Below are 23,442 nucleotides of genomic sequence, written 5' to 3' on the forward strand. Positions count from 1 at the left end.
GGACAATACGCACCCACACCTGAACCGGACCGGGCGGCCGTCAGGAGTCCGCGCGAGCGAGCCCCCGGAGGGGGTTCCGCACGGGAAGAAGTGACTGAGCCCCTGGGCCGGCGGGCCGGACCGGCGGACGACGTACGTCCACGACCACGAGACGAGGCGCATCAAGGCCGACCGACCTTCGGGCCACGGAGCCACCCGGACCGGCAGCTCACCGAACCGAGCGGCCGCCCAAGTCCCAGACCCGCGGACCGCTCGGCCTGTGACCCAACACGCCCCGATCGCCGACTCACCCCGACCGACGGGCCCCGGCCCGACCGCCCGTCGGGGAGCCGGGCCGGCGAGCCCCCGGAGGAATCCGCACGGCCGGAGAAGAAGTTACCGAGCGCCCCGGACCGCCGAGCCGGCCGGACCGACGGACCATGCACATCCACGGCATCCACGGCCACGAGGCGCGGGGCGTCAAGGCCGGCGGACCATCGGGCCGTGGAGCCACCCGAGCGGCAAGCCACCCAAACCGGCAGCCCACCGAACCGGCAGCCCACCGGACCAGCGGCCGCCCAGGACTCAGACCCGCGGGCCACTCGGTGTGCGACCCAACAGGTCCCCGAACCGCCGAGTCACCCAGGTCGACGGGCCCGAGCCGGCCGACGGCCGGGGGAGTCGTGCCGGCCGCGCCCCCGGAGGGTTACGCGTGGCCCGGGAAGAAGATCTTGACCTCTCGTTCCGCCGACTCCTCCGAGTCGGAGGCGTGGATCAGGTTCTCGCGGACGATGACGCCGTAGTCGCCGCGGATGGAACCGGGCGCCGCGGCGATCGGGTCGGTGGGGCCGGCCAGGGCGCGCAGGCCCTCGATGACGCGCTCGCCCTCGACGATCAGGGCGACGACCGGGCCGGAGGCCATGAACTCGACCAGAGGCTCGTAGAAGGGCTTGCCCTTGTGCTCGCCGTAGTGCTGCTCCAGGGTCTCCTGGTCCAGCTTGCGCAGCTCCAGCGCGGTGATCTGCCAGCCGGCCTTCCGCTCGATACGGCTGATGATCTCGCCGGTCAGGCCGCGACGAACGGCGTCGGGCTTGAGGAGGACGAGGGTGCGCTGGGTCACGGGAAGGCTCCTTCTTACTGACGTGTGCGGTGGGACGAGGTTACAGGGCGTGTCCGGGCACCTGTTACGCAGCGTCAGGTGTAGTGGGCGACCCGGCCTGCGCAGCGAAGCGGGCCTTGGCCTCGTCGATCTTTCTTCCGTAGTGCACGGAAGCCCACCACAGCGCCGCGAACAGCGCCCCCATGAAGTACATCGTGGGGACGAACACTCCGGAGGCGATCAGCGCGAGCTGAAGGCCCCAGCCGAGGGCCACTCCGCCGGGGCGCGTCACCACGCCGCACAGCACCACGCACAGGAACATCGCGATCCCGCTGACCGTCCACACCGTGGTCGTCGACAGGTTCGGGTCCTTCATCGCCACCAGCCCGGCGAAGCCGATGATGAAAACCTCACCGATCAGGGTCGAGGAGCAGAGCGTACGCATGAAATTGCTCCTCAGCCCTTGCCCAGCAGCAGACGGGCCTCGCCCACCGTGATGACCGAGCCGGTGACCAGCACACCGCCGCCCGCGAACTCGCCCTCCTCCTCGGCCAGCGTGATCGCGGCCTCCAGGGCGTCGGGCAGCCGCGGCTCGACCTGCACCCGCTCCTCGCCGAACACCTCGACGGCGATCGCGGCCAGCTCGTCCGCGTCCATGGCGCGGTGGCTGGAGTTCTGCGTGACGACGATCTCCGCGAAGATCGGCTCGAACGCCTCCAGGAGCCCGCGCACGTTCTTGTCGCCGCTCGCGCCCACGACCCCGATCAGCCGGCTGAAGTCGAAGGCCTCGCCGATGGCCTCGGCAGCGGCCCGCGCGCCCGCCGGGTTGTGCGCGGCGTCCAGGACGATCGTCGGCGAGTGCCGTACGACCTCCAGGCGGCCCGGCGAGGACACCGCGGCGAAGGCCTTGCGGACGGTGTCGATGTCCAGCCGCTCCGCGCGCAGTGCGCCGACGCCGAAGAACGCCTCCACCGCGGCGAGCGCCACGGCCGCGTTGTGCGCCTGGTGGGCGCCGTGCAGCGGGAGATACACCTCGGGATACTCGCCGCCCAGGCCACGCAGGGTGAGCAGCTGGCCGCCGACGGCGATCCGGCGGTCCACCACGCCGAACTCCAGGCCCTCCCGGGCCACCGTCGCGTCGACCTCGACCGCCTTCTTCAGCAGCACCTGCGCCGCGTCCACCGGCTGCTGGGCCATGATGACCGTCGCGTCCTGCTTGACGATGCCGGCCTTCTCCGCGGCGATCTCGGCGTGCGTCTCACCGAGCCGGTCCGTGTGGTCCAGGTCGATGGGGGTGACCACGGCGACGTCGCCGTCGATCACGTTCGTCGCGTCCCAGCTGCCGCCCATCCCGACCTCGACGACGGCCACGTCGATGGGCGCGTCCGCGAACGCGGCGTACGCCATGCCGGTGAGCACCTCGAAGAACGAGAGCCGGAACTCCTGCAGGGCGTCGACCATCTCGATGTACGGCTTGATGTCCTGGTACGTCTCGATGAACCGCTCGGCGGAGATCGGCGCGCCGTCCAGGCTGATCCGCTCGGTGATCGACTGCACGTGCGGGGACGTGTAGCGGCCGGTGCGCAGCTCGAAGGCGCCGAGGAGGGCCTCGATCATGCGGGCCGTGGACGTCTTGCCGTTCGTGCCGGTGATGTGGATCGAGGGGTACGACCGCTGCGGATCCCCCAGCACGTCCATGAGCGCGGCGATGCGGCTGACGGAGGGCTCCAGCTTGGTCTCGCCCCAGCGGGTGGCGAGCTCCGCCTCGACCTCGCGCAGGGCTTTGTCGACCTCGGGGTCCTCGGGCCTCGCGGGTACGTCCGCCTGCGGCGCCCCGCCCTGCGTGCGCAGGGTGCGGCTGCCGGCCTCGATCACCGCGAGGTCGGGGTCGCGGTCGGTCTCCGCCGCGATCATCTCGTCGAAGGAGTCGAGGGGGTCGGGCTGGTCGTTGGTGCCGGGCGCTTCGCTCACAGGACCAGTCTACGGAGCGGCACGGACAGACATGGGCGAAGGCCCCCGGTGCCGTGTGACTCCGGGGGCCTTCGCTGCCGTACGGGCGCTTACGCCGGGGGCAGCCTGTCCAGCTGGGCCTGGATCCGCGTGATGTCCTCGTCGGCCTTGGCGAGCCGCGTGCGGATCTTGTCCACGACCTGGTCCGGGGCCTTGGCGAGGAACGCCTCGTTGCCGAGCTTGGCCGTGGCCTGGGCCTTCTCCTTCTCGGCGGCGGCCAGGTCCTTCGCGAGGCGCTTGCGCTCCGCGGCCACGTCGATCGTGCCGGAGAGGTCGAGGGCGACCTCGGCGCCGGCGACCGGCAGGGTGGCCGTGGCCGTGAAGGACTCGCCCTCCGGCTGCAGGCGCAGCAGCTGGCGGATGGCCGCCTCGTGCGGGGCGAGGGCCGTGCCGTCCAGGGTGAGGCGGGCCGGGACGCGCTGGCCGGGCTGCAGGCCCTGGTCGGCGCGGAAGCGGCGGACCTCGGTGATGACCGACTGGAGCGACTCGATCTCGCGCTCGGCGGCCGCGTCACGGAAGCCGCTGTCGGTCGGCCAGTCGGCGATGACGACCGACTCGCCACCGGTGAGGGTGGTCCAGAGGGTCTCCGTCACGAACGGGACGACCGGGTGCAGCAGCTTGAGGGTGATGTCGAGGACCTCGCCCAGGACGCGCTTGGAGACCTCGGCGGCCTCGCCGCCCGCCTGGAACGTCGTCTTGGACAGCTCGACGTACCAGTCGAAGACCTCGTCCCACGCGAAGTGGAAGAGGGCGTCGGACAGCTTGGCGAACTGGAAGTCGTCGTAGAACGCGTCGACTTCGGCGATGACGGAGTTGAGGCGGGACAGGATCCAGCGGTCGGTCGCCGACATCTTCGCCGGGTCCGGCAGCGGGCCGTCCACCGTCGCGCCGTTCATCAGCGCGAAGCGGGTGGCGTTCCAGATCTTGTTGGCGAAGTTGCGGGAGCCCTGGACCCAGTCCTCGCCGATCGGGACGTCGACGCCCGGGTTGGCGCCGCGCGCCAGGGTGAACCGGAGCGCGTCGGAGCCGTACTTGTCCATCCAGTCCAGCGGGTTGACCGCGTTGCCGAAGGACTTCGACATCTTCTTGCCGAACTGGTCGCGGACCATTCCGTGCAGGGCGATGGCGTGGAACGGCGGGGTGCCGTCCATCGCGTACAGGCCGAACATCATCATCCGGGCGACCCAGAAGAAGAGGATGTCGTAGCCGGTGACCAGGACGGAGTTCGGGTAGAACTTCGCGAGCGACTCGGTCTGCTCGGGCCAGCCCAGCGTGGAGAAGGGCCACAGGCCGGAGGAGAACCAGGTGTCGAGGACGTCGGTGTCCTGACGCCAGCCCTCACCGCTCGGCGGTTCCTCGTCCGGGCCGACGCAGACGACTTCCCCGTCCGGGCCGTACCAGACCGGGATGCGGTGGCCCCACCACAACTGCCGTGAGATGCACCAGTCGTGGAGGTTGTCGACCCAGTCGAAGTAGCGCTTCTCCATCTCCTGCGGATGGATCTTGACCTTGCCGTCGCGGACCGCGTCACCCGCGGCCTTGGCGAGCGGGCCGACCTTGACCCACCACTGCATGGAGAGCCTGGGCTCGATGGTGGTCTTGCAGCGCGAGCAGTGGCCGACCGAGTGGACGTACGGCCGCTTCTCGGCGACGATCCGGCCCTCGGCGCGCAGCGCGGCGACGATCGCCGAGCGGGCCTCCAGGCGGTCCAGGCCCTGGAAGGGGCCGTGGGCGGTGATGACGGCGTGCTCGTCCATCACGGTGAGGGACGGCAGGTTGTGCCGCTGGCCGATCTCGAAGTCGTTCGGGTCGTGGGCCGGGGTGACCTTGACGGCGCCGGTGCCGAACTCGGGGTCGACGTGCGTGTCGGCGACGACCGGGATGGAGCGGTCGGTCAGCGGGAGCCTGATGAGCTTGCCGATGAGGTGCTTGTAGCGCTCGTCGTCGGGGTGAACGGCGACAGCGGTGTCACCGAGCATGGTCTCGGCGCGGGTGGTGGCGACGACGATGGTGTCGTCCCCCTCCCCGTACTTCATGGAGACGAGCTCGCCGTCGTCGTCCTGGTACTCGACCTCGATGTCGGAGATCGCGGTGAGACAGCGCGGGCACCAGTTGATGATGCGCTCGGCGCGGTAGATCAACTCGTCGTCGTAGAGCCGCTTGAAGATGGTCTGGACGGCCTGGGACAGCCCCTCGTCCATCGTGAACCGCTCGCGCGACCAGGCGACGCCGTCACCGAGGCGCCGCATCTGACCGCTGATCTGCCCGCCGGACTCGGCCTTCCACTGCCAGACGCGCTCGACGAAGGCATCCCGCCCGAGGTCGTGCCGGGACTTGCCCTCCTTGCCGAGCTCACGCTCGACGACGTTCTGCGTGGCGATGCCGGCGTGGTCCATGCCGGGCTGCCACAGCGTCTCGAAGCCCTGCATGCGCTTGCGGCGCGTCAGGGCGTCGATGAGCGTGTGCTCGAAGGCGTGCCCGAGGTGCAGGCTGCCGGTGACGTTCGGCGGCGGGATGACGACGGTGTACGCGGGCTTGTCGGTCTTCGCGTCCGCCTCGAAGTAACCCCGCTCTACCCAGCGCTCGTACAGCGGCCCCTCTACATCGGCCGGCGCGTACTGGGTCGGCAGTTCGGTGTCGGGCGCTGGTGGCTGCTGCTGAGCGTTCTCGGTCACGAGGGTCAGTTTAGAGGTGTCACGACCCAGTCCCGAAACGCGTTTGTTCTGTAACGGTGCGCCCCCCGATGCGGTGGGCTTCCTGTGCCTGCGCCAGGATGTCAGGAACACTTAAGCATCTGGAGGGGAACCCAGAAATGAGTCACAACCAGCCGGGCCCGTACGGCGGGCAGCCCCAGCAGCCCGGACCGTACGGCCAGCCGGGTCCCTACGGCCAGCAGCCGCAGGCTCCCCAGCCCGGCTACGGCTATCCCCAGCAGGCCCCTCCGGCTCAGCCCCAGCCCGGTTACGGCTACCCGCAGCAGGGCGTCCCCCCGCAGCCGAACCCTTACGGCCAGCCCACGGCCCCCTACGGCCAGGCCGCCTACGCCCCCCAGCCGCCGGCTCCGGCCGGCGGCAAGAAGAAGACCGGCCTGATCGTCGGGGCGGTGGCCGTGGTGGCGGCGATCGCCGTCGGCGCGTACTTCGTCCTGTCCGGGAGCGGCTCGTCCGGTCTCTCGGACGACGGTGCGCACAAGTTGACGACTCCGTCGACGGTGATCAGCGAATACAAGCGTGTCGGCAAGGGGGGCGAGAGCAGCGGCTCGGAAGCGGTGAAGTACCTGGACACCGCCGGCGTGAAGAACGGCAAGGCCGTGATCGGCCAGTGGTCCACGGCCGACTTCGGCGACTACGACCCGCAGCACCCCGACCCGAGCAAGCTGCCGAGCCAGGCCGAGCTGCTGACCGCCAAGGGGATCACCATGGTGGGTGGCTACGGTGAGATCGCGGATCCGAAGGCGGCTCTGGACAAGTACTTCGCGGCGATCGGCGCGGAGATCGCGAAGAGCAACTCGTCGTCCTCGTCGGGCAGCGACTCGTCGGGCACCAAGCTCATAGGCCAGCCCGAGGACGTCGACCTGGACGGCGCGCTCATGAAGTGCCAGGCGACGAAGAGCACCAACGCCCTGACCAAGAAGGAATCGACCGACTGGTTCTGTGCGTGGTCCGACTACAGCACCATCGGCATGGTCTCGCCCGGTGACAACACCAAGGGCATCGACAAGGACGAGGCCGTCGACCTGACCACGAAGCTGCGCGAGCAGATCCGCGTCAAGGCCTGACACCGACGAGGGCGCCCGGTGCATGCACCGGGCGCCCTCGTCTTGCGTGTACGTGGAAGCGGCTACGCCGTCTTCTGCTCCCCCGTCCCCCGCCCCCGCGCATCCCGCGGAATCAGCGTCGGGTTCACGTTCGAGTGAACGACGTCTGCCGTGATGACGACGCGGGCCACGTCCTTGCGGGACGGGACCTCGTACATCACCGACATCAGGACCTCTTCCATGATGGCGCGCAGGCCTCGCGCGCCGGTCTGGCGGAGGATGGCCTGGTCGGCGATGGCCTCCAGGGCCTCGCGCTCGAAGTCCAGTTCCACGCCGTCGAGTTCGAAGAGGCGCTGGTACTGCTTGACCAGGGCGTTGCGGGGCTCCACCAGGATCTTGAGCAGGGCCTCGCGGTCGAGGTTGTGGACCGAGGTGATCACCGGCAGACGGCCGATGAACTCGGGGATCATGCCGAACTTGACCAGGTCCTCCGGCATGATGTCCTCGAAGACGTCCTTCGACTGCAGCTCACGCTTCGAGCGGATCGTGGCGCCGAAGCCGATGCCCTTCGCGCCGGCCCGCGCCTCGATGATCTTTTCCAGTCCGGCGAACGCGCCGCCCACGATGAACAGGACGTTCGTCGTGTCGATCTGGATGAACTCCTGGTGCGGGTGCTTGCGGCCGCCCTGCGGCGGGACCGAGGCCGTGGTGCCCTCGAGGATCTTGAGGAGGGCCTGCTGCACGCCCTCGCCCGACACGTCGCGGGTGATGGAAGGGTTTTCACTCTTCCTCGCGACCTTGTCGATCTCGTCGATGTAGATGATCCCCGTCTCGGCCTTCTTGACGTCGTAGTCCGCGGCCTGGATCAACTTCAGGAGGATGTTCTCGACGTCCTCGCCGACATAACCCGCCTCCGTCAGCGCCGTCGCGTCCGCGATCGCGAACGGGACGTTCAGCATGCGCGCCAGGGTCTGTGCGAGGAGCGTCTTGCCGGAGCCCGTGGGGCCCAGCAGGAGGATGTTGGACTTCGCCAACTCAATGGCGTCGTCGCGGCCTTGGGCGCCGCCGTTCTCCCCCGCCTGAACCCGCTTGTAGTGGTTGTACACCGCGACTGAGAGAGCCTTCTTGGCGGCCTCTTGGCCGACTACATAGCCCTCCAGGAACTCGTAGATCTCGCGGGGCTTGGGGAGTTCCTCCCAACGCACCTCGCTCGTCTCGGCGAGCTCCTCCTCGATGATCTCGTTGCAGAGATCGATGCACTCGTCGCAGATGTACACACCGGGCCCTGCGATGAGCTTCTTGACCTGCTTCTGGCTCTTGCCGCAGAACGAGCACTTGAGCAGATCGCCGCCGTCACCGATGCGTGCCACGGTGTGCTTCCCCTTCGCCTGGGAGACGCCTGGATGCTTTCGAATCCAGCGGCTCCTGGTGCTGCCTTATGTCCGACGGTACCTTGCCGGGCCCCCCGTTCGGGCCCCCCTTGGCACGGTTCACTTTGACGTGCACCACGCCAAGGGCGACAGAGTGCGGGTCCTCCGCGTCAGCGGACGTCGGAGCTGTTCATCTTCCGGGTGGAGATGATCTGGTCGACGATGCCGTACTCGAGCGCTTCCTCGGCGGTGAGGATCTTGTCGCGCTCGATGTCCTCACGGACCTTCTCGATCGGCCGGTTGGAGTGCTTGGCGAGCATCTCCTCCAGCTGCGTACGCATCCGCGTGAACTCGTTGGCGATGATCTCCAGGTCGGAGAGCTGCCCGCGGCCGGTGCTGCCGGCCGGCTGGTGGATGAGGACGCGGGAGTTCGGCAGCGCCATGCGCTTGCCCGGCGTACCGGCGGCGAGCAGGATGGCCGCGGCGGACGCCGCCTGGCCCATGCACACCGTCTGGATGTCGGGCTTCACGAACTGCATCGTGTCGTAGATCGCCGTGAGGGCGGTCATGTCGCCACCGGGGCTGTTGATGTAGATCGAGATGTCCCGGTCGGGGTCCATCGACTCCAGGCACAGCAGCTGCGCCATGACGTCGTTGGCGGAGGCGTCGTCGATCTGGACGCCGAGGAAGATCACGCGCTCCTCGAAGAGCTTCGCGTACGGGTCGTACTCGCGGATGCCCTGGGAGGTGCGCTCGACGAAGCGCGGAATGACATAGCGGCTCTCGGGCCGCGGCCCGTCGTAGCGGCCGCTGGCGGCGCCGGGGAAGTTGCTCATGTGCGTGTTCACCGTCCTGGTGGCGTTCTGGGGGCTGGAGTCTCGGCGGAGCGTGGCGGAGCCGGGCCGGTCAGGCACCGGTGCCGCCGCCTCCCGGAACACCGGAGGCATGCGTGATGATCTCGTCAATGAGACCGTACTCCTTGGCCTCTGCCGGGGTGAACCAGCGGTCGCGGTCGCCGTCGCGGATGATCGTCTCGACCGTCTGGCCGGAGTGCTGCGCGGTCAGCTCGGCCATGCGCTTCTTGGTGCGCAGCAGGTATTCGGCCTGGATCTTGATGTCCGAGACCGTACCGCCGAGGCCCGCGGAGCCCTGGTGCATCATGATGTCGGCGTGCGGCAGCGCGAAGCGCTTGCCCGCGGTACCGCCGGTGAGCAGGAACTGGCCCATCGAGGCCGCCATGCCCATGGCGATCGTGACCACATCGTTCGGGATGTACTGCATGGTGTCGTAGATCGCCATGCCGGCCGTCACCGAGCCACCGGGGCTGTTGATGTAGAGGTAGACGTCCTTGCTCGGGTCCGCGGCGAGGAGCAGCAGCTGCGCGGTGATCTTGTTGGCGATGTCATCGTCGACCTGCTGGCCGAGGAAGATGATCCGCTCGCCGAGCAGCCGGTTGTAGACCTGGTCACCGAGGCCACCACCGATGGAAGGCTCGCCGGCGGCGGAGGGCATCAGATTCGTCACGTATCCACCTGCTCGTCTTACGACGGCGCCGGGCCGTCTCACGTGTACTGCGAAATCCTGCGAAGTCCTGCCGGGGGTTTCAGGTGAGTCCCCTGCCCCCGTATTCATGGACCCTAACGCGCTGGTCCCTTCGGGGAATCCCGTGGAAGGGGGTGTTCGCCCGGGGCGTAGCGCCGTGCGCCTCCGGCAGGCGGGCCGCCGTCCACTGGCCGTGACGGTGTCCACGCACGGGCGGCTGCGGGCCGCTCGTGGCCTGTCGCGCAGGTCCCGCACCCCTGGGGCACTGTTCCACCGTATGACGAAGGGCCCCGGGGCGCTGTGCATCCCGGGGCCCTTCGTCATACGGCCTTCACAGGCTCCGCGGGGCTCAGCCCTCGGCCTTCTCCTCGTCCGTGGTCTCAGCGGCGCCCTCGACGGCCTCGACCGTCTCCGTGGCCGCCTCGGCCTCGTCCTCGTCGTCCAGGTCGACGATCTCGCCGTTGGTGTCCTTCACCGTGGCGGCCTCGACCACGACGGCCAGAGCCTTGCCGCGGGCGACCTCGCCGACGAGGAGGGGCACCTGGCCACCCTCGACGACGGCCTGGGCGAACTGGTCGGGGGACATCCCGGAGGAGGCCGCACGCCGCATGAGGTGCTCGGTGAGCTCCTCCTGGTTGACGTTGAGCTTCTCCGACTTGACCAGCTCGTCGAGGACGAACTGGGTCTTGATGCCCTTGACCGCGGCCTCGCGGGTCTCGGTCTCGAACTCCTCGGCGGTCTTGCCCTGGATCTCCAGGTACTTGTCGAGGGTGAGGCCCATCTGCCCGAGCTGGTGGTGCTCGAGGTTGTGCTTACGGGTGTTGATCTCGTCCTCGAGCAGCTTCTCGGGGACCGGGACCTCGACCAGCTCGAGCAGCTTCTCCAGGACGCGCTCCTGGGCCTGCGTGGCCTGGTCGTACTGCTTCATGTTCTCGAGGCGCTTGCGGCTGTCGGCCTTCAGCTCCTCGAGGGTGTCGAACTCGGAGGCGAGCTGCGCGAACTCGTCGTCCAGCTCGGGCAGTTCGCGGGCGGCGACCTGGGTGACCTTGACGGTGACCTCGGCCTCCTTGCCGGCCGCCGAGCCGCCCTTGAGCTCGGAGGTGAAGGTGGCCTCCCCACCGGCCTCCAGGCCCTTCACGGCGTCGTCGATGCCGTCGAGGAGCTCGCCGGAGCCGATGGTGTAGGAGACGCCCTCGGCCACGCCGTCCTCGAGGACCTCGCCCTCGACCTTGGCCTGCAGGTCGATCGTGACGACGTCGCCGTCCTCGGCGGCGCGCTCGACCGGGGAGGTGGAGGCGAAGCGCTCACGGAGCTGCTCGACCGACTTCTCCACGTCCTCGTCGGTCACCTCGACCGCGTCGACCTCGACCTCGATGCCGGAGTAGTCCGGGATCTCCAGGGCCGGGCGGATGTCGACCTCGGCGGTGAAGTTCAGCGTCTCGCCGTCCTTCAGCTCGGTGATGTCGACCTCGGGCTGGCCCAGCGGGCTGAGCTCGGCCTCGTTGACCGCCTCGGTGTAGAACTTCGGAAGCGCGTCGTTGACGGCCTCCTCCAGCACGGCGCCACGGCCGAACCGCTGGTCGATGACGCGGGCCGGGATCTTGCCCTTGCGGAAGCCCTTCACCGTGACCTGCTGGTTGATCTTCTTGTACGCCGCGTCGAGGCTGTCCTTGAGCTCCTCGAAGGGCACCTCGACAGTGAGCCGAACCCGGGTCGGGTTCAGGGTCTCCACGGCGCTCTTCACGGTTCGGTCTCCTTGTGGCTGACTTCTTGGTTTTCGCCGGAGCCAGACAGGTCCGGCGATTTCGCCGCCCGGAGGAGTTCGTAGGCCGAGTGGGCCGGGACACACGGGCGCGCAGCTTGCATAGTAGCCGCAGCAGCTGAACGCCCCAAAAGGCGATCACTGAGTGTGGCCGACGAACGATCTCGGCCGGTGGTCGGGGTGGCGGGATTTGAACCCACGGCCTTCCGCTCCCAAAGCGGACGCGCTACCAAGCTGCGCCACACCCCGTCTGGTGCGACACGTAGGGTACATGCCCGCAGGCAGTGCGGCCGCCGCATTTGCGGAGCGGGTGGGCGCACGGTGGCACGGCGCGGAATGGGGTGTGCGGCGAGCGCATTCGACCCGCTACGATGCCTCCTGTGCCGCGGTCGACAACATGCGGCGCGTCCCGTGCGGGCGTAGCTCAATGGTAGAGCCCTAGTCTTCCAAACTAGCTACGCGGGTTCGATTCCCGTCGCCCGCTCTGTACGGCTCAGGGCCAGGTCGGAGGATGATTCCTCCGCCTGGCCCTGAATCGTTTCCGGGGGGCTCGACGTATGCGTACGCAAGAAGCGCACGCCCCACGTCCACTGCGTACATACGGGAAAGAGCGTACGTACCAGAAAGTCTGTACGTAACGTACAGATCCGCTAGCGTCCAGAAGCCTCAGAAGCTGATGGAGTTGATCGTCTCGGCTATCGAGTTGAGGAACCGCTGGATCGACGGGGCCATGCCGGTCGAGGCGAGGAAGAAGCCGAACAGGATCGCGACGATGGCGGGGCCGGTCTTGATGCTCCCCCCTCGGATCAGCACCACAAGGATGATCGCCAACAGCAACACCACGGACAGTGAAATGGCCACACTGATCACACCCTCGGTCGGTCCGCTCTCCCGGCCCGGGGGCACATCCCCGCACCCCCGCCAGAACCATCGTGCCACCAACCCGGCCACCGTATGCGGCGCGTGACGCATCGTCGGACAGCCGCCCGCAACGGGGCGACTCGCGGCACAGTAATTCGAGAGCCCGCGCCCACCCGGGACACAGGGAATTGCGAGGTTCGTTTCGCTGTCCACACATCTCGTTCGCAGGTAATTCGAATTGTTGGCCGAAGGACTGCGTTATGCCCCAATTAGTCAGGATGAATCGGGACATCAAGGGTGAACGGCGGCCTGCGATGTGCTGACCATCACGTAGACAGAGGCGTCAGGTTCTGTAAATCCAGGGCACCCGAAACCCCATAACAAGGAAACACACTGGGGGTTTTACGAAATCCCACAGACAACGCTAGGGTGCCTCAGATGTTCGACGCCGCCTCGTCCCCGGGCCAGCACCGAAGGCCGCTCCCACCGGCACAGTCGCCGGTGAACGGAGTGCCGAGTCCGCGTACCCCGACGAGTCCGCAGAAGCGGGACAGACCGGGCAAACAGCGCGATGCGTTCTTCGACAATGCCAAGTACCTGGCGATCGTGCTCGTCGCGATCGGTCACTCCTGGGAACCGCTGAAGGGCGACAGCCGCATCCTGGAGGGCGTGTACACCGTCGTGTACGCCTTCCACATGCCGGCATTCATCATCATCTCGGGCTTCTTCTCGCGCAGTTTCGACATGCGCCCGGACCGGCTGAAACGGCTCATCACCGGCGTCGCCGTGCCGTACATCGTGTTCGAGACCGCCTATCCGCTCTTCAAGCGGTTCGTCGACCACGCCCCCGACCAGGAGATCAGCCTTCTCGATCCCTGGTATCTGACCTGGTTTCTGTGCGCGCTGTTCATCTGGCGGCTGACCACACCCGTCTGGAAACTGGTCCGCCGGCCGCTCCCGCTGGCGATCGGCCTCGCCATGCTGGCGTCGGTCACCCCGAGCATCGGCGACGACCTGGACCTCCAGCGCGTCCTGCAGTTCCTGCCGTACTTCGTGCTGGGCCTGTGCATGAAACCGCACCACTTCCAGCTGGTGCGCCGCCGCTGGGTGCGCATCGCGTCGGTGCCGGTCTTCGCGGCCGCGCTGGCGGTCGGCTGGTGGAGCGTGCCGCGGATGGACACCGCGTGGCTCTACCACCGCCAGTCCGCCCAGGAGTTCGGCGCGCCCTGGTGGTGCGGCCCGCTCATGGTCCTGGCGCTGTTCGGCTGCTCGCTGGTGCTGACCGCCTGCTTCTTCGCCTGGGTGCCACGCCGGAAGATGTGGTTCACCGCGCTGGGCGCCGGCACCCTGTACGGCTATCTGCTGCACGGCTTCCTGATCAAGTTCGCCGACTACCGGGGCTGGTTCGACCACCCCTCGCTGCACCGCCCGCTCGGCGAGATCCTGGTCAGCGTCCTGGCGGCCGCCGTCGTCACCCTGCTGTGCACCAAGCCCGTACAGCGCCTCTTCCGGTTCGCCATGGAGCCGAAGATGGAGTGGGCGTTCAAGCGGGACGCGGCCGAACTGGCCCGTGAACGGCAGCGGGCGGAAGGCGCCCGCGAGAAGGTCAGCGCGTAGCCGAGCCGTCCGGACCGTCGTCCGTCAGACCGAGGAGTGCCCGCATCCGCGCGTACTTTTCGGTCAGCCGTCTCCGGACGGGTTCGTCGAGGACCGCAAGACGCTCAGGGTCCGCGTTGTGGGCCAGATCGGCCTCCTTCACCAGCAGCGCGCCGGGCGTGCGAAGAATGCGCCGGGCGTACGCCTCCGGCTCCTCCCCCGCCCGCTTGGTGACGGCGAGCACGATGTCCTTGGTGCGCCGGCTCAGCGCGGCCCCGCTCAGCCACTCGCGCGACAACGCGTCGTCCTCGACGGAGTCGTGCAGCCAGCCCGCCGCGATCTGCTCGTCGTCCCCGCCCCGGGCGCGCACGCCCTCCGCTACGGCCTTCAGGTGTTCCGCGTACGGCCGCCCCGCCTTGTCCGTCTGCCCCTCGTGGGCGGCGCGGGCGACGGCCTCGATCTCGGCCAGGGTGAGCATGCGATGCGTTTCGGTCACTCCCCCAGTGTCCCCGGCACCGACGGCCGTTGCACGGCCCTCTGCCGGCCGCGCGCGGGTCAGCGGACCGGCGCGGCCGCGGCTTCCCGGCAGATCAGCAGCAGCGCCCGGTCGTCGTTGACGTCCTTGGCCACCGCCTCGATGAGGTGCCAGGCGGCTCCGTGGAAGCCTCCGGCGACATACCGGTCGGCCTCCCCCGTCAGCCGGTCTATGCCCTCGACGATGTCCCGGTCGGAGGTTTCCACCAGACCGTCCGTGAACAGCATCAACACGTCCCCGGGACGGAGCGACCCCTTCACGGGGTCGAATTGGGCGCCGTCGTACACACCGAGCAGCGGCCCTTCGGCGGCCTTCTCCTCCCAGCGACCGCTGCCGGCGCTCAGCTGCAGCCCCGGCGGATGTCCCGCCGAGTACAGCTCGTAGTCCCCGGAGTCGAGGTCCAGGACCAGATGGATCGAGGTGGCGAACCCCTCGTCCCAGTCCTGGCGCAGGAGATAGCCGTTCGCCGCCGTGAGGAACGCGTGCGGCGGCAGCGAGCCCAGCAGACCGCCGAAGGCCCCCGACAGCAGCAGCGCCCGCGAGGCCGCGTCCATGCCTTTGCCGGACACGTCCGTGAGGACGACCTCCATCGTGCGGCCGTTGTTCGTACGGGCCGCGACCACGAAGTCGCCCGAGAAGGACTGGCCGCCGGCCGGCCGCAGCGCCATCTCGCGGTGCCAGCCGTGCGGCAGCTTCGGCAGCTTGCTCTGCACCCGGATCCGCTCGCGCAGGTCGAACAGCATCGTCCCGCCGCGCCGCCAGGGCACCCCCACCCGACTGCGGAACTGGGCCGTGAGCAGCCCGAAGAAGCCACAGGCGGCCACCACCAGGACCACACCGGGGGTGACCCGGGACGGCCCCTCTGTGTACGGCCCCAGCTGCACCGACTCCACGATCAGCGCCGTTGCCGCCGCCGCGTACAGCCCGAGCAGACTCGCCGGACGCAGCAGCAGCCCGCCCGCGACGATCGGCAGCACCAGCGTGGCCGGTGAGCACCACACCGAGTTGCCGAGCGTCATGGACGCGAGGACCGGGATCGTCAGCAGCAGTCCGAAAAGCGCGACCCAGTCCGAGCCGTCACCGCGGAAGTAGTCCACGGCACTTCTGCGCACACCGACACGGGCCCGGTGCCACTGCATCTTCCACCGGGCCGTCAGCGTCTCGGCCTTCGCGCGCCGCTCTCCTCCTGCTGTCATTAGTTCGGGACCCTATCCAGCGGACCAGCCGCTTGGCACGCGAGGTCCGACTTATCCCCCGTCCGAGGCTCAACTTCACAGAAGGCCGTCACACGGCCGCTCGGGAGAAATTCACTCGCTCGTCCCGCAATGCCCTGGTACGCATGGTTCATGGGCACTGACCTTGCGAGCGACCGTCCGACCGAGCTGCGCGTACTGCGCCGCGAAGACCTCGGCCTCTGGTACGACCACTTGATCCGCGCCTTCGGTGCGGTCCCCGATTCGGCCGAGGAGCGGGAGCTGTGGTCCTCGCTCATCGAGACCGACCGGTCGATCGGCGCCTGGGACGGGGACGAGCTCGTCGGCACGGCGGGGGCCTTCACCTTCCGGCTCACCGTGCCGGGCGGCGCCCCGGTGCCGGCCGCGGGCGTCACGATGGTGAGCGTGGCCGCCACACACCGGCGGCGCGGTGTGCTGACCTCGATGATGCGACGGCAGCTGGACGATGTGCGGGCGTGGGGCTGGCCGCTCGCGGTCCTGACGGCGTCCGAGCCGGCCATCTACGGACGATTCGGGTACGGCGTCGCGACGTATCACGTGAACGCCGAGATCAGTACGGACCGGGTACGGCTGTCGGTGCCGCCCGGTACCGACGACGTACGACTGCGGTACGCCGCACCGGCCGACGTGCTCGAGGAGTGCGAGGCGCTCTACGCCCGGCGCGTGCCGCTGCGGCCGGCCATGGTGGAGCGGCTGCCCGGCTGGGACCGGCTCGGACTGCTCGACCCGGAGAGCGAGCGGCACGGGGCGTCGCCGCTGCAGTGCGTACTGGCCGAGCGGGACGGGGAGGCAGTGGGGTTCGCGCGCTTCCGGATCAAGCCCGACTGGGAAGCGGCCGGCCCCAAGGGCACGGTGGTGCTGGAGGACCTGGAGGCGCTGGATGCGGCCGCGCACGCCGCGCTGTGGCGCTTCCTGTTCGACATCGATCTGACCTCGACGATCGACGCGCGGCGGCGGCCGGTGGACGAGCCGTGGCAGTACATGGTCTCCGACATCCGGCGGTGCCGGGTGCTGGTGCGCGACTCGCTGCACGTACGGCTCGTGGAGGTGGGTGCGGCGCTGGAGGCCCGGACCTACCAGGCTCCGGTCCATGTGGTGTTCGAGGTCGAGGACGCCTTCTGCCCCTGGAACACCGGGCGTTGGCGGCTCTCCGGGGACATGAAGGGGGCGTCCTGCGAGCGCACCGAGGAACCGGCCGACCTCGCCCTGTCCGTACGGGAGTTGGGAGCCGCGTACCTCGGCGGCGTCTCGCTGCTGTCGCTGGCCGAGGCCGGGCGGGTGCGGGAGCTGCGTCCGGGGGCACTGGCGGAGGCGTCGGTGGCCTTCGGCTCGGCGGTGGCGCCCTGGCTGCCGCACGGGTTCTAGGTCCTGTCCTCAAATCCCCGCCTGCCCGGTGGGCGGACGACGGGGATTCGACGGCAGGGCCCAGCGGCCGGTCACGTGCTCCGGCGGCCGGTCAGCGTTTCTGGCAGGCCGGGCACCAGAAGAGGTTGCGGGCGGCGAGGCCGGCGGTGCGGATCTCGTCGCCGCAGATGTGGCAGGGCAGGTTCGCCCTGCGGTAGACGTACACCTCGCCGCCGTGGTCGTCGACGCGCGGCAGGCGGCCCATCGCCTCCGGGGTGTGTTCGGGGCGGACGGTGTCGATGCGGTTGTTGCGGACGCCCTCGCGCATGAGGTCCACGAGGTCGGCCCAGACCGCGTCCCACTCGGCGGGGGTGATGTCCCTGCCCGCGCGGTACGGGTCGATGCCGTGCCGGAAGAGGACCTCGGCGCGGTAGACGTTGCCGACGCCCGCGATGACCTTCTGGTCCATGAGGAGGGCGGCGATCGTCGTACGGCTGCGACACACACGGGCGTAGGCGGCCGTCGGGTCGGCGTCGGTGCGGAGGGGGTCGGGGCCGAGGCGGTCGTGTATCGCCCGCTTCTCGGGGTCCGTGATCAGGGCGCAGGTGGTGGGGCCACGGAGGTCGACGTACGCGGACTCGTTCGCCAGGCGCAGGCGGACCGTGTCGGTGGGCGGGGGCGCGGGGGCGTCGCCGAAGTTGACCTTGCCGAAGAGGCCGAGGTGGATGTGGACCCAGTCGGTGTCACGGAAGCCGAGGAAGAGGTGCTTGCCGTGGGCCTCCGTTCGGGTGAGCTCCGCTCCGGTCAGCAGCTCGGCGGCGTCGGAGAACTTGCCCTGGGGGCTGGTCACTCGCGTGGCGGTACCGGAGAAGCGCTCGGCGTAGTCCTGCGCCAGCCGGTGGATGGTGTGCCCTTCTGGCACGGGTGACGTGTCCTTTCCTGCCGCCCTCGAACAGGGGGCGAAGCCCCCGTCCGGCGTCAGTCCTGCTGCGGGTGGTGGGCCGGGATCGGGGGCAGGTCGCCCGTCGTCTCGTACTCCGACAGCATGTCGATGCGGCGGATGTGGCGCTCGTCACCGGAGAACGGGGTGTTGAGGAAGGTCTCGACGAACTTCGTCGCCTCCTCCTGCGTGTGCATGCGCGCACCCACGGCCACGACGTTGGCGTTGTTGTGCTGCCGGCCGAGGGAGGCGGTCTCCTCGCTCCAGGCGAGGGCGGCCCGCACGCCCTTGACCTTGTTCGCCGCGATCTGCTCGCCGTTGCCCGAACCGCCGATCACGATGCCGAGGGCGTCGGCGTCCGCGGCCGTCTTCTCCGCGGCGCGCAGACAGAAGGGCGGGTAGTCGTCCTGGGCGTCGTAGATGTGGGGGCCGCAGTCGACGGGGTCGTGACCCGCCTCCTTGAGCCACTCGACGAGGTGGTTCTTGAGTTCGAAGCCCGCATGGTCCGAGCCGAGATACACGCGCATGGGACGAGTGTGACATGGCCGCTGCGGGGCAGCAGCTCCGGGTGCCGACCAGGAAAAATGTGAGTCTGGCCATAGAACCTCAAGGGAACCTCAAGTAACAATCTGGATTCGAAGGTTCCCGAATTCGTTCGCCTCGGATTCACTGGACCGGCTCGTACACCGCTCGTACGGGTAAGCCCAACAGGCGCAAAGGAATTCCGCCCATGACCCCTGGTTCCGGACTTCAGGCAGGACTCAAGAACCGCCATCTGTCGATGATCGCCATCGGCGGTGTGATCGGCGCCGGCCTCTTCGTCGGCTCCAGCTCGGGCATTGCCACCGCAGGCCCCGGCATCCTCCTGTCGTACGCCCTCGTCGGCACGCTCGTCGTCCTCGTGATGCGCATGCTCGGCGAGATGTCCGCCGCAAATCCGACCTCCGGCTCGTTCTCCGCGCACGCCGACCGTGCCCTCGGCCGCTGGGCCGGGTTCTCCATCGGCTGGCTCTACTGGTTCTTCTGGGTGGTGGTGCTGGCCGTGGAGGCCACCGCCGGCGCCAAGATCCTCGAAGGGTGGATCCCCGCCGTCCCGCAGTGGGGCTGGGCCCTGATCGTGATGGTCGTGCTCACCGCGACCAACCTCGTCTCCGTCGGCTCCTACGGTGAGTTCGAGTTCTGGTTCGCCGGTATCAAGGTCGTCGCGATCGGCGCGTTCATCGTGGTCGGCGCACTGGCCGTCTTCGGCGTGCTGCCCGGTGTGCACAGCGACAAGGCCGGTTTCGGCAACCTCACCAGCCACGGCGGCTTCCTGCCGCACGGTCCCGGTGCCATCCTCACCGGCGTCCTGCTCGTCGTCTTCTCCTTCATGGGCAGCGAGATCGCCACCCTGGCCGCCGGCGAGTCGGAGAACCCGCAGCAGGCCGTCACCAAGTCGACGAACAGCATCATCTGGCGCATCGGCGTCTTCTACCTCGGCTCGATCCTCGTGGTCGTCTCCCTGCTGCCGTGGAACGACCCGGCGATCAAGGAGAAGGGCTCGTACGTCGCCGCCCTCGACTCCCTCGGCATCGCACACGCCGGCGAGATCATGAACTTCATCGTGCTCACCTCGGTGCTGTCCTGCCTCAACTCCGGCCTCTACACGGCCTCCCGCATGGCGTTCTCGCTGGGCCAGCGCGGCGACGCGCCGAAGGCTTTCGCGAAGACCACCTCCCGTGGTGTGCCGATGGCGGCGATCATCGCCTCCGTGGTCTTCGGCTTCGTGGCCGTCTTCTTCAACTACAGGTTCCCGGACTCGGTCTTCCTCTTCCTGGTCAACTCCAGTGGTGCGGTGGCCCTGTTCGTGTGGCTGGTCATCTGCTTCTCGCAGCTGCGGATGCGGAAGATCATCCAGCGCGAGGCGCCGGAGAAGCTGGTCGTGAAGATGTGGCTGTACCCGTACCTCACCTGGGCGACGGCCGCGCTGATCGTGTTCGTCCTCGGCTACATGCTGACCGACACCGAGGGCGAGAGCAGCGGACGCACGACCGTGCTGCTGTCGCTGACGGTCGCGGCGGTCGTGATCGTGATCGCCCTGGTGAAGCAGAAGGTAGCCGGGGACCGTCCGCCGGTGGCCCTGGAGTCCGACGACAAGACCGACAAGGTGCCTGTCGGCTGACGCGGGCGACCCCGTCGCCGCGACGAGGGGAGGGAGCCCGCCGGGTTCCCTCCCCTCGGGCGTTCCCGGCCCTCGGGCGTTGCGCCCGCGTTCACAGCACCGTGAAGCTCTCCTTGACCTTGTCGTACGTCTTCCGGGCCCGGGGCTCGATGTCCGGCTGGTACCAGGTGTTGATCTGGTACGACTTCCCCTCCACGTCGAAGCCGAGCAGCAGGGCGTGCCAGTGATCGCCCTTGAGGGTGAAGGTGTACTCCCAGACGACCGCCGGGTGACCCTGGAAGCTGGTCTCCGCCAGCCGGATCTTGGCGTAGTCCTGGCCCTGGCGGGCGTTCTGCTCCGAGGTGCGCCAGGTGTCCATCAGATTGCCGCGGGCGAGCGACGACTTGCCGACGAGTTCCTGGCGGCCGTCCGGGGAGGTGTAGTGGACCTCGGAACCGGTCTTCACGTCCCGCCGCCAGCCCTTGGGCGTCGCCCAGGCGAACCCGCCGGCCTCCCGGTGGGCGCCCGGCGGCAGACTCTGCGGCCGGGCGGTGCCCTCGACGGTGGGTGACGGGGTGCTAGTGGTGCCGCCGCTGACGGAAGAGGCCGGCGAGGAGCCGGCGTGCGGGCCGTCCCGCCGGTCGCCGGACGAGGTGGTGAGGATGACCGCGACCACGGCGGCGACGGCGACCAGGCCGACGGCGGCGAGGATGCCGGTGCGATGACGGGGAGCCGGGGTGAGGGGGCCGGCGGGTTCGCCCCGCGGCATGCCTGCGCTGCGGGGGCCGGGCGGGCCCGGCGGGCCGTCGCCGGGTCGGCGCTGGGTCTCCGCCTGGGCGCGGGTGAGGGAGACGCCCTGCCGGGGAGGGGCTCCGGGTGCCGGTCCCGCGGAGTTGCTGGAGGGCGTCTCGGAACGGACTTCGGAGCGCAGTTCGGAGGCGGCTTCGGGGGGTGTGGGCGGTGTTTCGGGGGTTTCGGGGGTTGCGGGGGGCGGTTCAGGGGGTGCAAGAGGTGTTGCGGGGGGTGCGGGGGGCGGGGCGGCGTGCGGCACCGCGTCGCGCACCGGCTCGCCGGGCTCCGGGCGGGGCTCGGGGAGCGGCGGGGACTCCGGGGTGCGTACGTGCTCGGGCTCCCCGGCGTCACGCCCCGCACGCCCCGTGCGGCCGCGAGGCAGTTCCACGAATGCCGGTGTGGGCCGCTCCCTGGGCGCCCGGGGGAACACCGGAGTGTCCCCGGCCACGGGCGCCTTCGGCTCGGGCCCGGGTCCAGGCCCCGGCAAGGGCCCGGCTTCCGCCGACGGCCCCGCCCGGCTCACCGCCCCTGCCGGCCCCGGCTGTTCCGCCTCGCTCACCGAACCCGTCGGAACCGCCGGACGCGCGCCGGCGCCCCCGCCCGACACGTCGATGCCGTCACCGGCCCCCTCCGACTCCTCTTCCCCGGCCCTCGCCGGAGAGCCCTGCCGCTCTCCGGCCGAACGCCCCTCCCCCACCGGCAGAGTCGGCGTCGGGGGTGGATACGCGACCGGCCACAGCGCGTCCTCCACCTCGGGGAGGCCGGCTCTGACCGTCGGCTCCTTCTCCAGGAGTGCCGCCAGAATGTCCCGCAACGGGCCTGCCGCGGGAGGGAGTTCGGGCTCCTCGTACAGGACCGCGTGCAGCGTAGCGAGGGTCGTGTCGCGGGAGAACGGGGAGCGGCCGCCCAGGGCCGCGCACAGGGTCGCGCCCAGGGACCAGATGTCGGACGGCGGTCCCTGCGGGCGTCCCGACACCCGCTCGGGGGCCATGTAGTCGGGGGAGCCGACGAGCATGCCGACCATGGTGAGCGCCTTGGCGTCCTGGATGGCCGCGATGCCGAAGTCCGTGAGCACCACACGCCCGCCGCCCCGCTCGACGAGGACGTTCCCGGGCTTGATGTCCCGGTGCAGCACTCCCCCGGCGTGCACCTGACGCAGCGCCGCCACCAGCCCAAGCCCGATCCGAGCCGTCTCGGGCTGACCCAGTGGCCCTTCCTCCACCATGATCTGCTCCAGCGAGCGCCCGGCGACCAGCTCCATGACGATCCACAGACGTTCGCCCTCGTCGACGACGTCGTACACGCGCACGACATTGGGGTGGTCGATCCGGGCCGTCGCCCTGGCCTCGCGCAGCGTGCGCTCACGGCGGGTGCGCGTGTCCTCCGCGTCCAGCCCGTCTATGCGCATTTCCTTGACCGCGACCTGCCGGTCGAGCATTTCGTCGGCGGCCCGCCACACACGCCCCATTCCCCCCTGGCCGATGCTTTCGACCAGCCGGTACCGCCCCGTCACCAGTAACCCTGGAACACCACCACTCCGCGCATTCCCCGGCAATCCAACACACCCCCCGACGACCGTGCCAATGGAAACACAATGGTCACACTTCGTGCCGCACCAGCATAGTGCGGAGAAATCTTGTGGTACCTCTTCAAGTACTGCGAATTCAGGCGCAGTCCAGGGGGTTGCAAGGGGGGCGAACATGAGTTCTCGTCGTTTGACGGTCGTCGTTGGATCGCTGGTCACGGCATCTTTCTCGGCCGTGATGATCCTTCCGTTCACGGCCGCCGCCGATGACCAGGGATCAGGAAGCAGCAAGGGGGGAAAGGCGGTTGACGAGGCACCGGCGGGCGTGAAGCTGAGCACGCTGCTGCCCGGGAAGATCTCGGTCGACAACAGCTCGCAAAAGACGGCGATTACCGCCACCGTCAAGAACGACGGAAGCAAGGAAAGCGGTGACATCAGGCTTTTGGTGGTCGGTTTCGACGGCCTGAAGGTGACAGATGTTCAGGGCTGTGACGCCCTCGCGAAAAAGGATCTGCCCGCGGGTTCGAACAGCGGTTTCAGCTGCCCGGTCGGGAATCTCGCTGCGGGCAAGTCCAAGTCGTATGACGTAGCGGCGACTTACGACCTGGGCAAGACGGGCAAGATCTGTCTGCCCGTGCAGACCACCGACGGGAAGAAGACCTACTGGCAGCAGGGCCCGGTGCCCTTCGGCACGACGAACCCGTCACCGAACGCGCCGGCCACCCCGCTGCTGCTCGGCACCGACAACAAGCCGGTGGCTCCGGGCGGCGACCAGCTGCCCAAGACCGGCGTGGGCCGTGACGTCCTGCCGCTCGGCGCGGCCGGCGCGGCGCTGATCGCTGCCGGTACGGCGGGGCTGTGGTGGTCGCAGCGGCTGCCGCGGGCCGCTCGCCGGCAGGGCTGACGCGAACGGCCGCGTTGCCCGACGAAGTCTGTCGGGCAACGCGGCCGTACC

Annotated in this window: 19 protein-coding genes and 2 tRNA genes; 6 read left to right on the forward strand and 15 right to left on the reverse strand. The window is 69.2% G+C overall.

Annotated elements, in window-relative coordinates; genetic code table 11:
- Positions 1–685: 685 nt before the first annotated feature.
- From ndk to Q8A52_RS38990, 4 genes are all read right to left on the reverse strand, one after another.
- Positions 686–1,099 carry a nucleoside-diphosphate kinase gene (ndk, locus tag Q8A52_RS38975; protein WP_316760686.1) on the reverse strand — a complete coding sequence of 138 codons (414 nt, stop codon included), beginning with the start codon at positions 1,097–1,099 and terminating at the stop codon, positions 686–688.
- A gap of 64 nt (positions 1,100–1,163) precedes the next feature.
- Positions 1,164–1,523, reverse strand: a complete 360-nt coding sequence (locus Q8A52_RS38980) for a DUF4233 domain-containing protein (protein ID WP_316760689.1) — start codon at positions 1,521–1,523, stop codon at positions 1,164–1,166.
- An 11-nt stretch (positions 1,524–1,534) separates the two neighbouring features.
- Complete coding sequence (gene folC, locus Q8A52_RS38985) at positions 1,535–2,992, reverse strand: bifunctional tetrahydrofolate synthase/dihydrofolate synthase (RefSeq protein WP_408649333.1); 1,458 nt, start codon at positions 2,990–2,992, stop codon at positions 1,535–1,537.
- Positions 2,993–3,138: 146 nt separating this feature from the next.
- Positions 3,139–5,763: a valine--tRNA ligase gene (locus tag Q8A52_RS38990; protein WP_316760696.1), complete on the reverse strand. Its 2,625-nt coding sequence runs from the start codon at positions 5,761–5,763 to the stop codon at positions 3,139–3,141.
- 137 nt (positions 5,764–5,900) lie between these two features.
- Between Q8A52_RS38990 and Q8A52_RS38995 the strand changes: the two genes are divergently transcribed.
- Positions 5,901–6,866 (forward strand): hypothetical protein, encoded by a 966-nt coding sequence (locus Q8A52_RS38995; protein WP_316760699.1) that lies wholly within the window; start codon positions 5,901–5,903, stop codon positions 6,864–6,866.
- A 62-nt stretch (positions 6,867–6,928) separates the two neighbouring features.
- Here the strand turns inward: Q8A52_RS38995 and clpX are convergent, their stop codons facing one another.
- The 5 genes from clpX to Q8A52_RS39020 all read right to left on the reverse strand — a co-directional run bounded on the left by clpX (position 6,929) and on the right by Q8A52_RS39020 (position 11,768).
- On the reverse strand, positions 6,929–8,215 hold the full coding sequence (gene clpX / locus Q8A52_RS39000; RefSeq protein WP_316760702.1) for an ATP-dependent Clp protease ATP-binding subunit ClpX: 1,287 nt from the start codon (positions 8,213–8,215) through the stop codon (positions 6,929–6,931).
- Between the two features lie 170 nt (positions 8,216–8,385).
- Positions 8,386–9,051, reverse strand: coding sequence for an ATP-dependent Clp protease proteolytic subunit (locus Q8A52_RS39005; protein WP_316760706.1), 666 nt, complete (start codon positions 9,049–9,051; stop codon positions 8,386–8,388).
- A gap of 70 nt (positions 9,052–9,121) precedes the next feature.
- On the reverse strand, positions 9,122–9,727 hold the full coding sequence (locus Q8A52_RS39010) for an ATP-dependent Clp protease proteolytic subunit (RefSeq protein ID WP_316760900.1): 606 nt from the start codon (positions 9,725–9,727) through the stop codon (positions 9,122–9,124).
- A 379-nt stretch (positions 9,728–10,106) separates the two neighbouring features.
- Positions 10,107–11,501 (reverse strand): trigger factor, encoded by a 1,395-nt coding sequence (gene tig, locus Q8A52_RS39015; protein ID WP_316760709.1) that lies wholly within the window; start codon positions 11,499–11,501, stop codon positions 10,107–10,109.
- 190 nt (positions 11,502–11,691) lie between these two features.
- Positions 11,692–11,768: transfer RNA gene (locus tag Q8A52_RS39020), tRNA-Pro, on the reverse strand.
- A 164-nt stretch (positions 11,769–11,932) separates the two neighbouring features.
- Here Q8A52_RS39020 and Q8A52_RS39025 point away from each other — a divergent pair.
- A tRNA-Gly gene (locus Q8A52_RS39025) sits at positions 11,933–12,003 on the forward strand.
- A 182-nt stretch (positions 12,004–12,185) separates the two neighbouring features.
- Here the strand turns inward: Q8A52_RS39025 and Q8A52_RS39030 are convergent.
- On the reverse strand, positions 12,186–12,380 hold the full coding sequence (locus tag Q8A52_RS39030; protein ID WP_316760712.1) for a hypothetical protein: 195 nt from the start codon (positions 12,378–12,380) through the stop codon (positions 12,186–12,188).
- A 510-nt stretch (positions 12,381–12,890) separates the two neighbouring features.
- Between Q8A52_RS39030 and Q8A52_RS39035 the strand changes: the two genes are divergently transcribed.
- A complete protein-coding gene (locus tag Q8A52_RS39035; RefSeq protein ID WP_408649331.1) occupies positions 12,891–13,997 on the forward strand; it encodes an acyltransferase family protein in 1,107 nt (368 codons plus the stop codon).
- On the opposite strand, the gene Q8A52_RS39040 is transcribed toward Q8A52_RS39035, so the two are convergent.
- Both Q8A52_RS39040 and Q8A52_RS39045 read right to left on the reverse strand, forming a co-directional pair.
- Positions 13,987–14,454 carry an HD domain-containing protein gene (locus tag Q8A52_RS39040; RefSeq protein WP_316760902.1) on the reverse strand — a complete coding sequence of 156 codons (468 nt, stop codon included), beginning with the start codon at positions 14,452–14,454 and terminating at the stop codon, positions 13,987–13,989. The two genes, Q8A52_RS39035 and Q8A52_RS39040, sit on opposite strands and share 11 nt — an antisense overlap.
- Before the next feature lie 77 nt (positions 14,455–14,531).
- Positions 14,532–15,707, reverse strand: a complete 1,176-nt coding sequence (locus tag Q8A52_RS39045) for a PP2C family protein-serine/threonine phosphatase (RefSeq protein ID WP_316760718.1) — start codon at positions 15,705–15,707, stop codon at positions 14,532–14,534.
- Positions 15,708–15,857: 150 nt separating this feature from the next.
- Between Q8A52_RS39045 and Q8A52_RS39050 the strand changes: the two genes are divergently transcribed.
- Positions 15,858–17,111, forward strand: a complete 1,254-nt coding sequence (locus Q8A52_RS39050) for a GNAT family N-acetyltransferase (RefSeq protein WP_316760720.1) — start codon at positions 15,858–15,860, stop codon at positions 17,109–17,111.
- Positions 17,112–17,202: 91 nt separating this feature from the next.
- Here Q8A52_RS39050 and Q8A52_RS39055 read toward each other — a convergent pair whose 3' ends face one another.
- Both Q8A52_RS39055 and Q8A52_RS39060 read right to left on the reverse strand, forming a co-directional pair.
- A complete protein-coding gene (locus tag Q8A52_RS39055) occupies positions 17,203–18,012 on the reverse strand; it encodes an Fpg/Nei family DNA glycosylase (protein WP_316760723.1) in 810 nt (269 codons plus the stop codon).
- A gap of 56 nt (positions 18,013–18,068) precedes the next feature.
- Entirely contained in the window at positions 18,069–18,557 is a 489-nt protein-coding gene (locus Q8A52_RS39060) for a ribose-5-phosphate isomerase (RefSeq protein ID WP_316760726.1), read from the reverse strand.
- A 203-nt stretch (positions 18,558–18,760) separates the two neighbouring features.
- Between Q8A52_RS39060 and Q8A52_RS39065 the strand changes: the two genes are divergently transcribed.
- Complete coding sequence (locus Q8A52_RS39065; protein ID WP_316760729.1) at positions 18,761–20,191, forward strand: amino acid permease; 1,431 nt, start codon at positions 18,761–18,763, stop codon at positions 20,189–20,191.
- Between the two features lie 91 nt (positions 20,192–20,282).
- Here Q8A52_RS39065 and Q8A52_RS39070 read toward each other — a convergent pair whose 3' ends face one another.
- Positions 20,283–22,430 (reverse strand): serine/threonine-protein kinase, encoded by a 2,148-nt coding sequence (locus Q8A52_RS39070; RefSeq protein WP_408649332.1) that lies wholly within the window; start codon positions 22,428–22,430, stop codon positions 20,283–20,285.
- Positions 22,431–22,662: 232 nt separating this feature from the next.
- On the opposite strand from Q8A52_RS39070, the gene Q8A52_RS39075 reads away from it, so the two are divergent.
- On the forward strand, positions 22,663–23,391 hold the full coding sequence (locus tag Q8A52_RS39075; protein WP_316760731.1) for a hypothetical protein: 729 nt from the start codon (positions 22,663–22,665) through the stop codon (positions 23,389–23,391).
- The last annotated feature ends 51 nt before the right edge of the window (positions 23,392–23,442 follow it).

Origin of the sequence: Streptomyces herbicida, from assembly GCF_032656585.1 — a bacterium.
Taxonomy (GTDB): domain Bacteria; phylum Actinomycetota; class Actinomycetes; order Streptomycetales; family Streptomycetaceae; genus Streptomyces; species Streptomyces herbicida.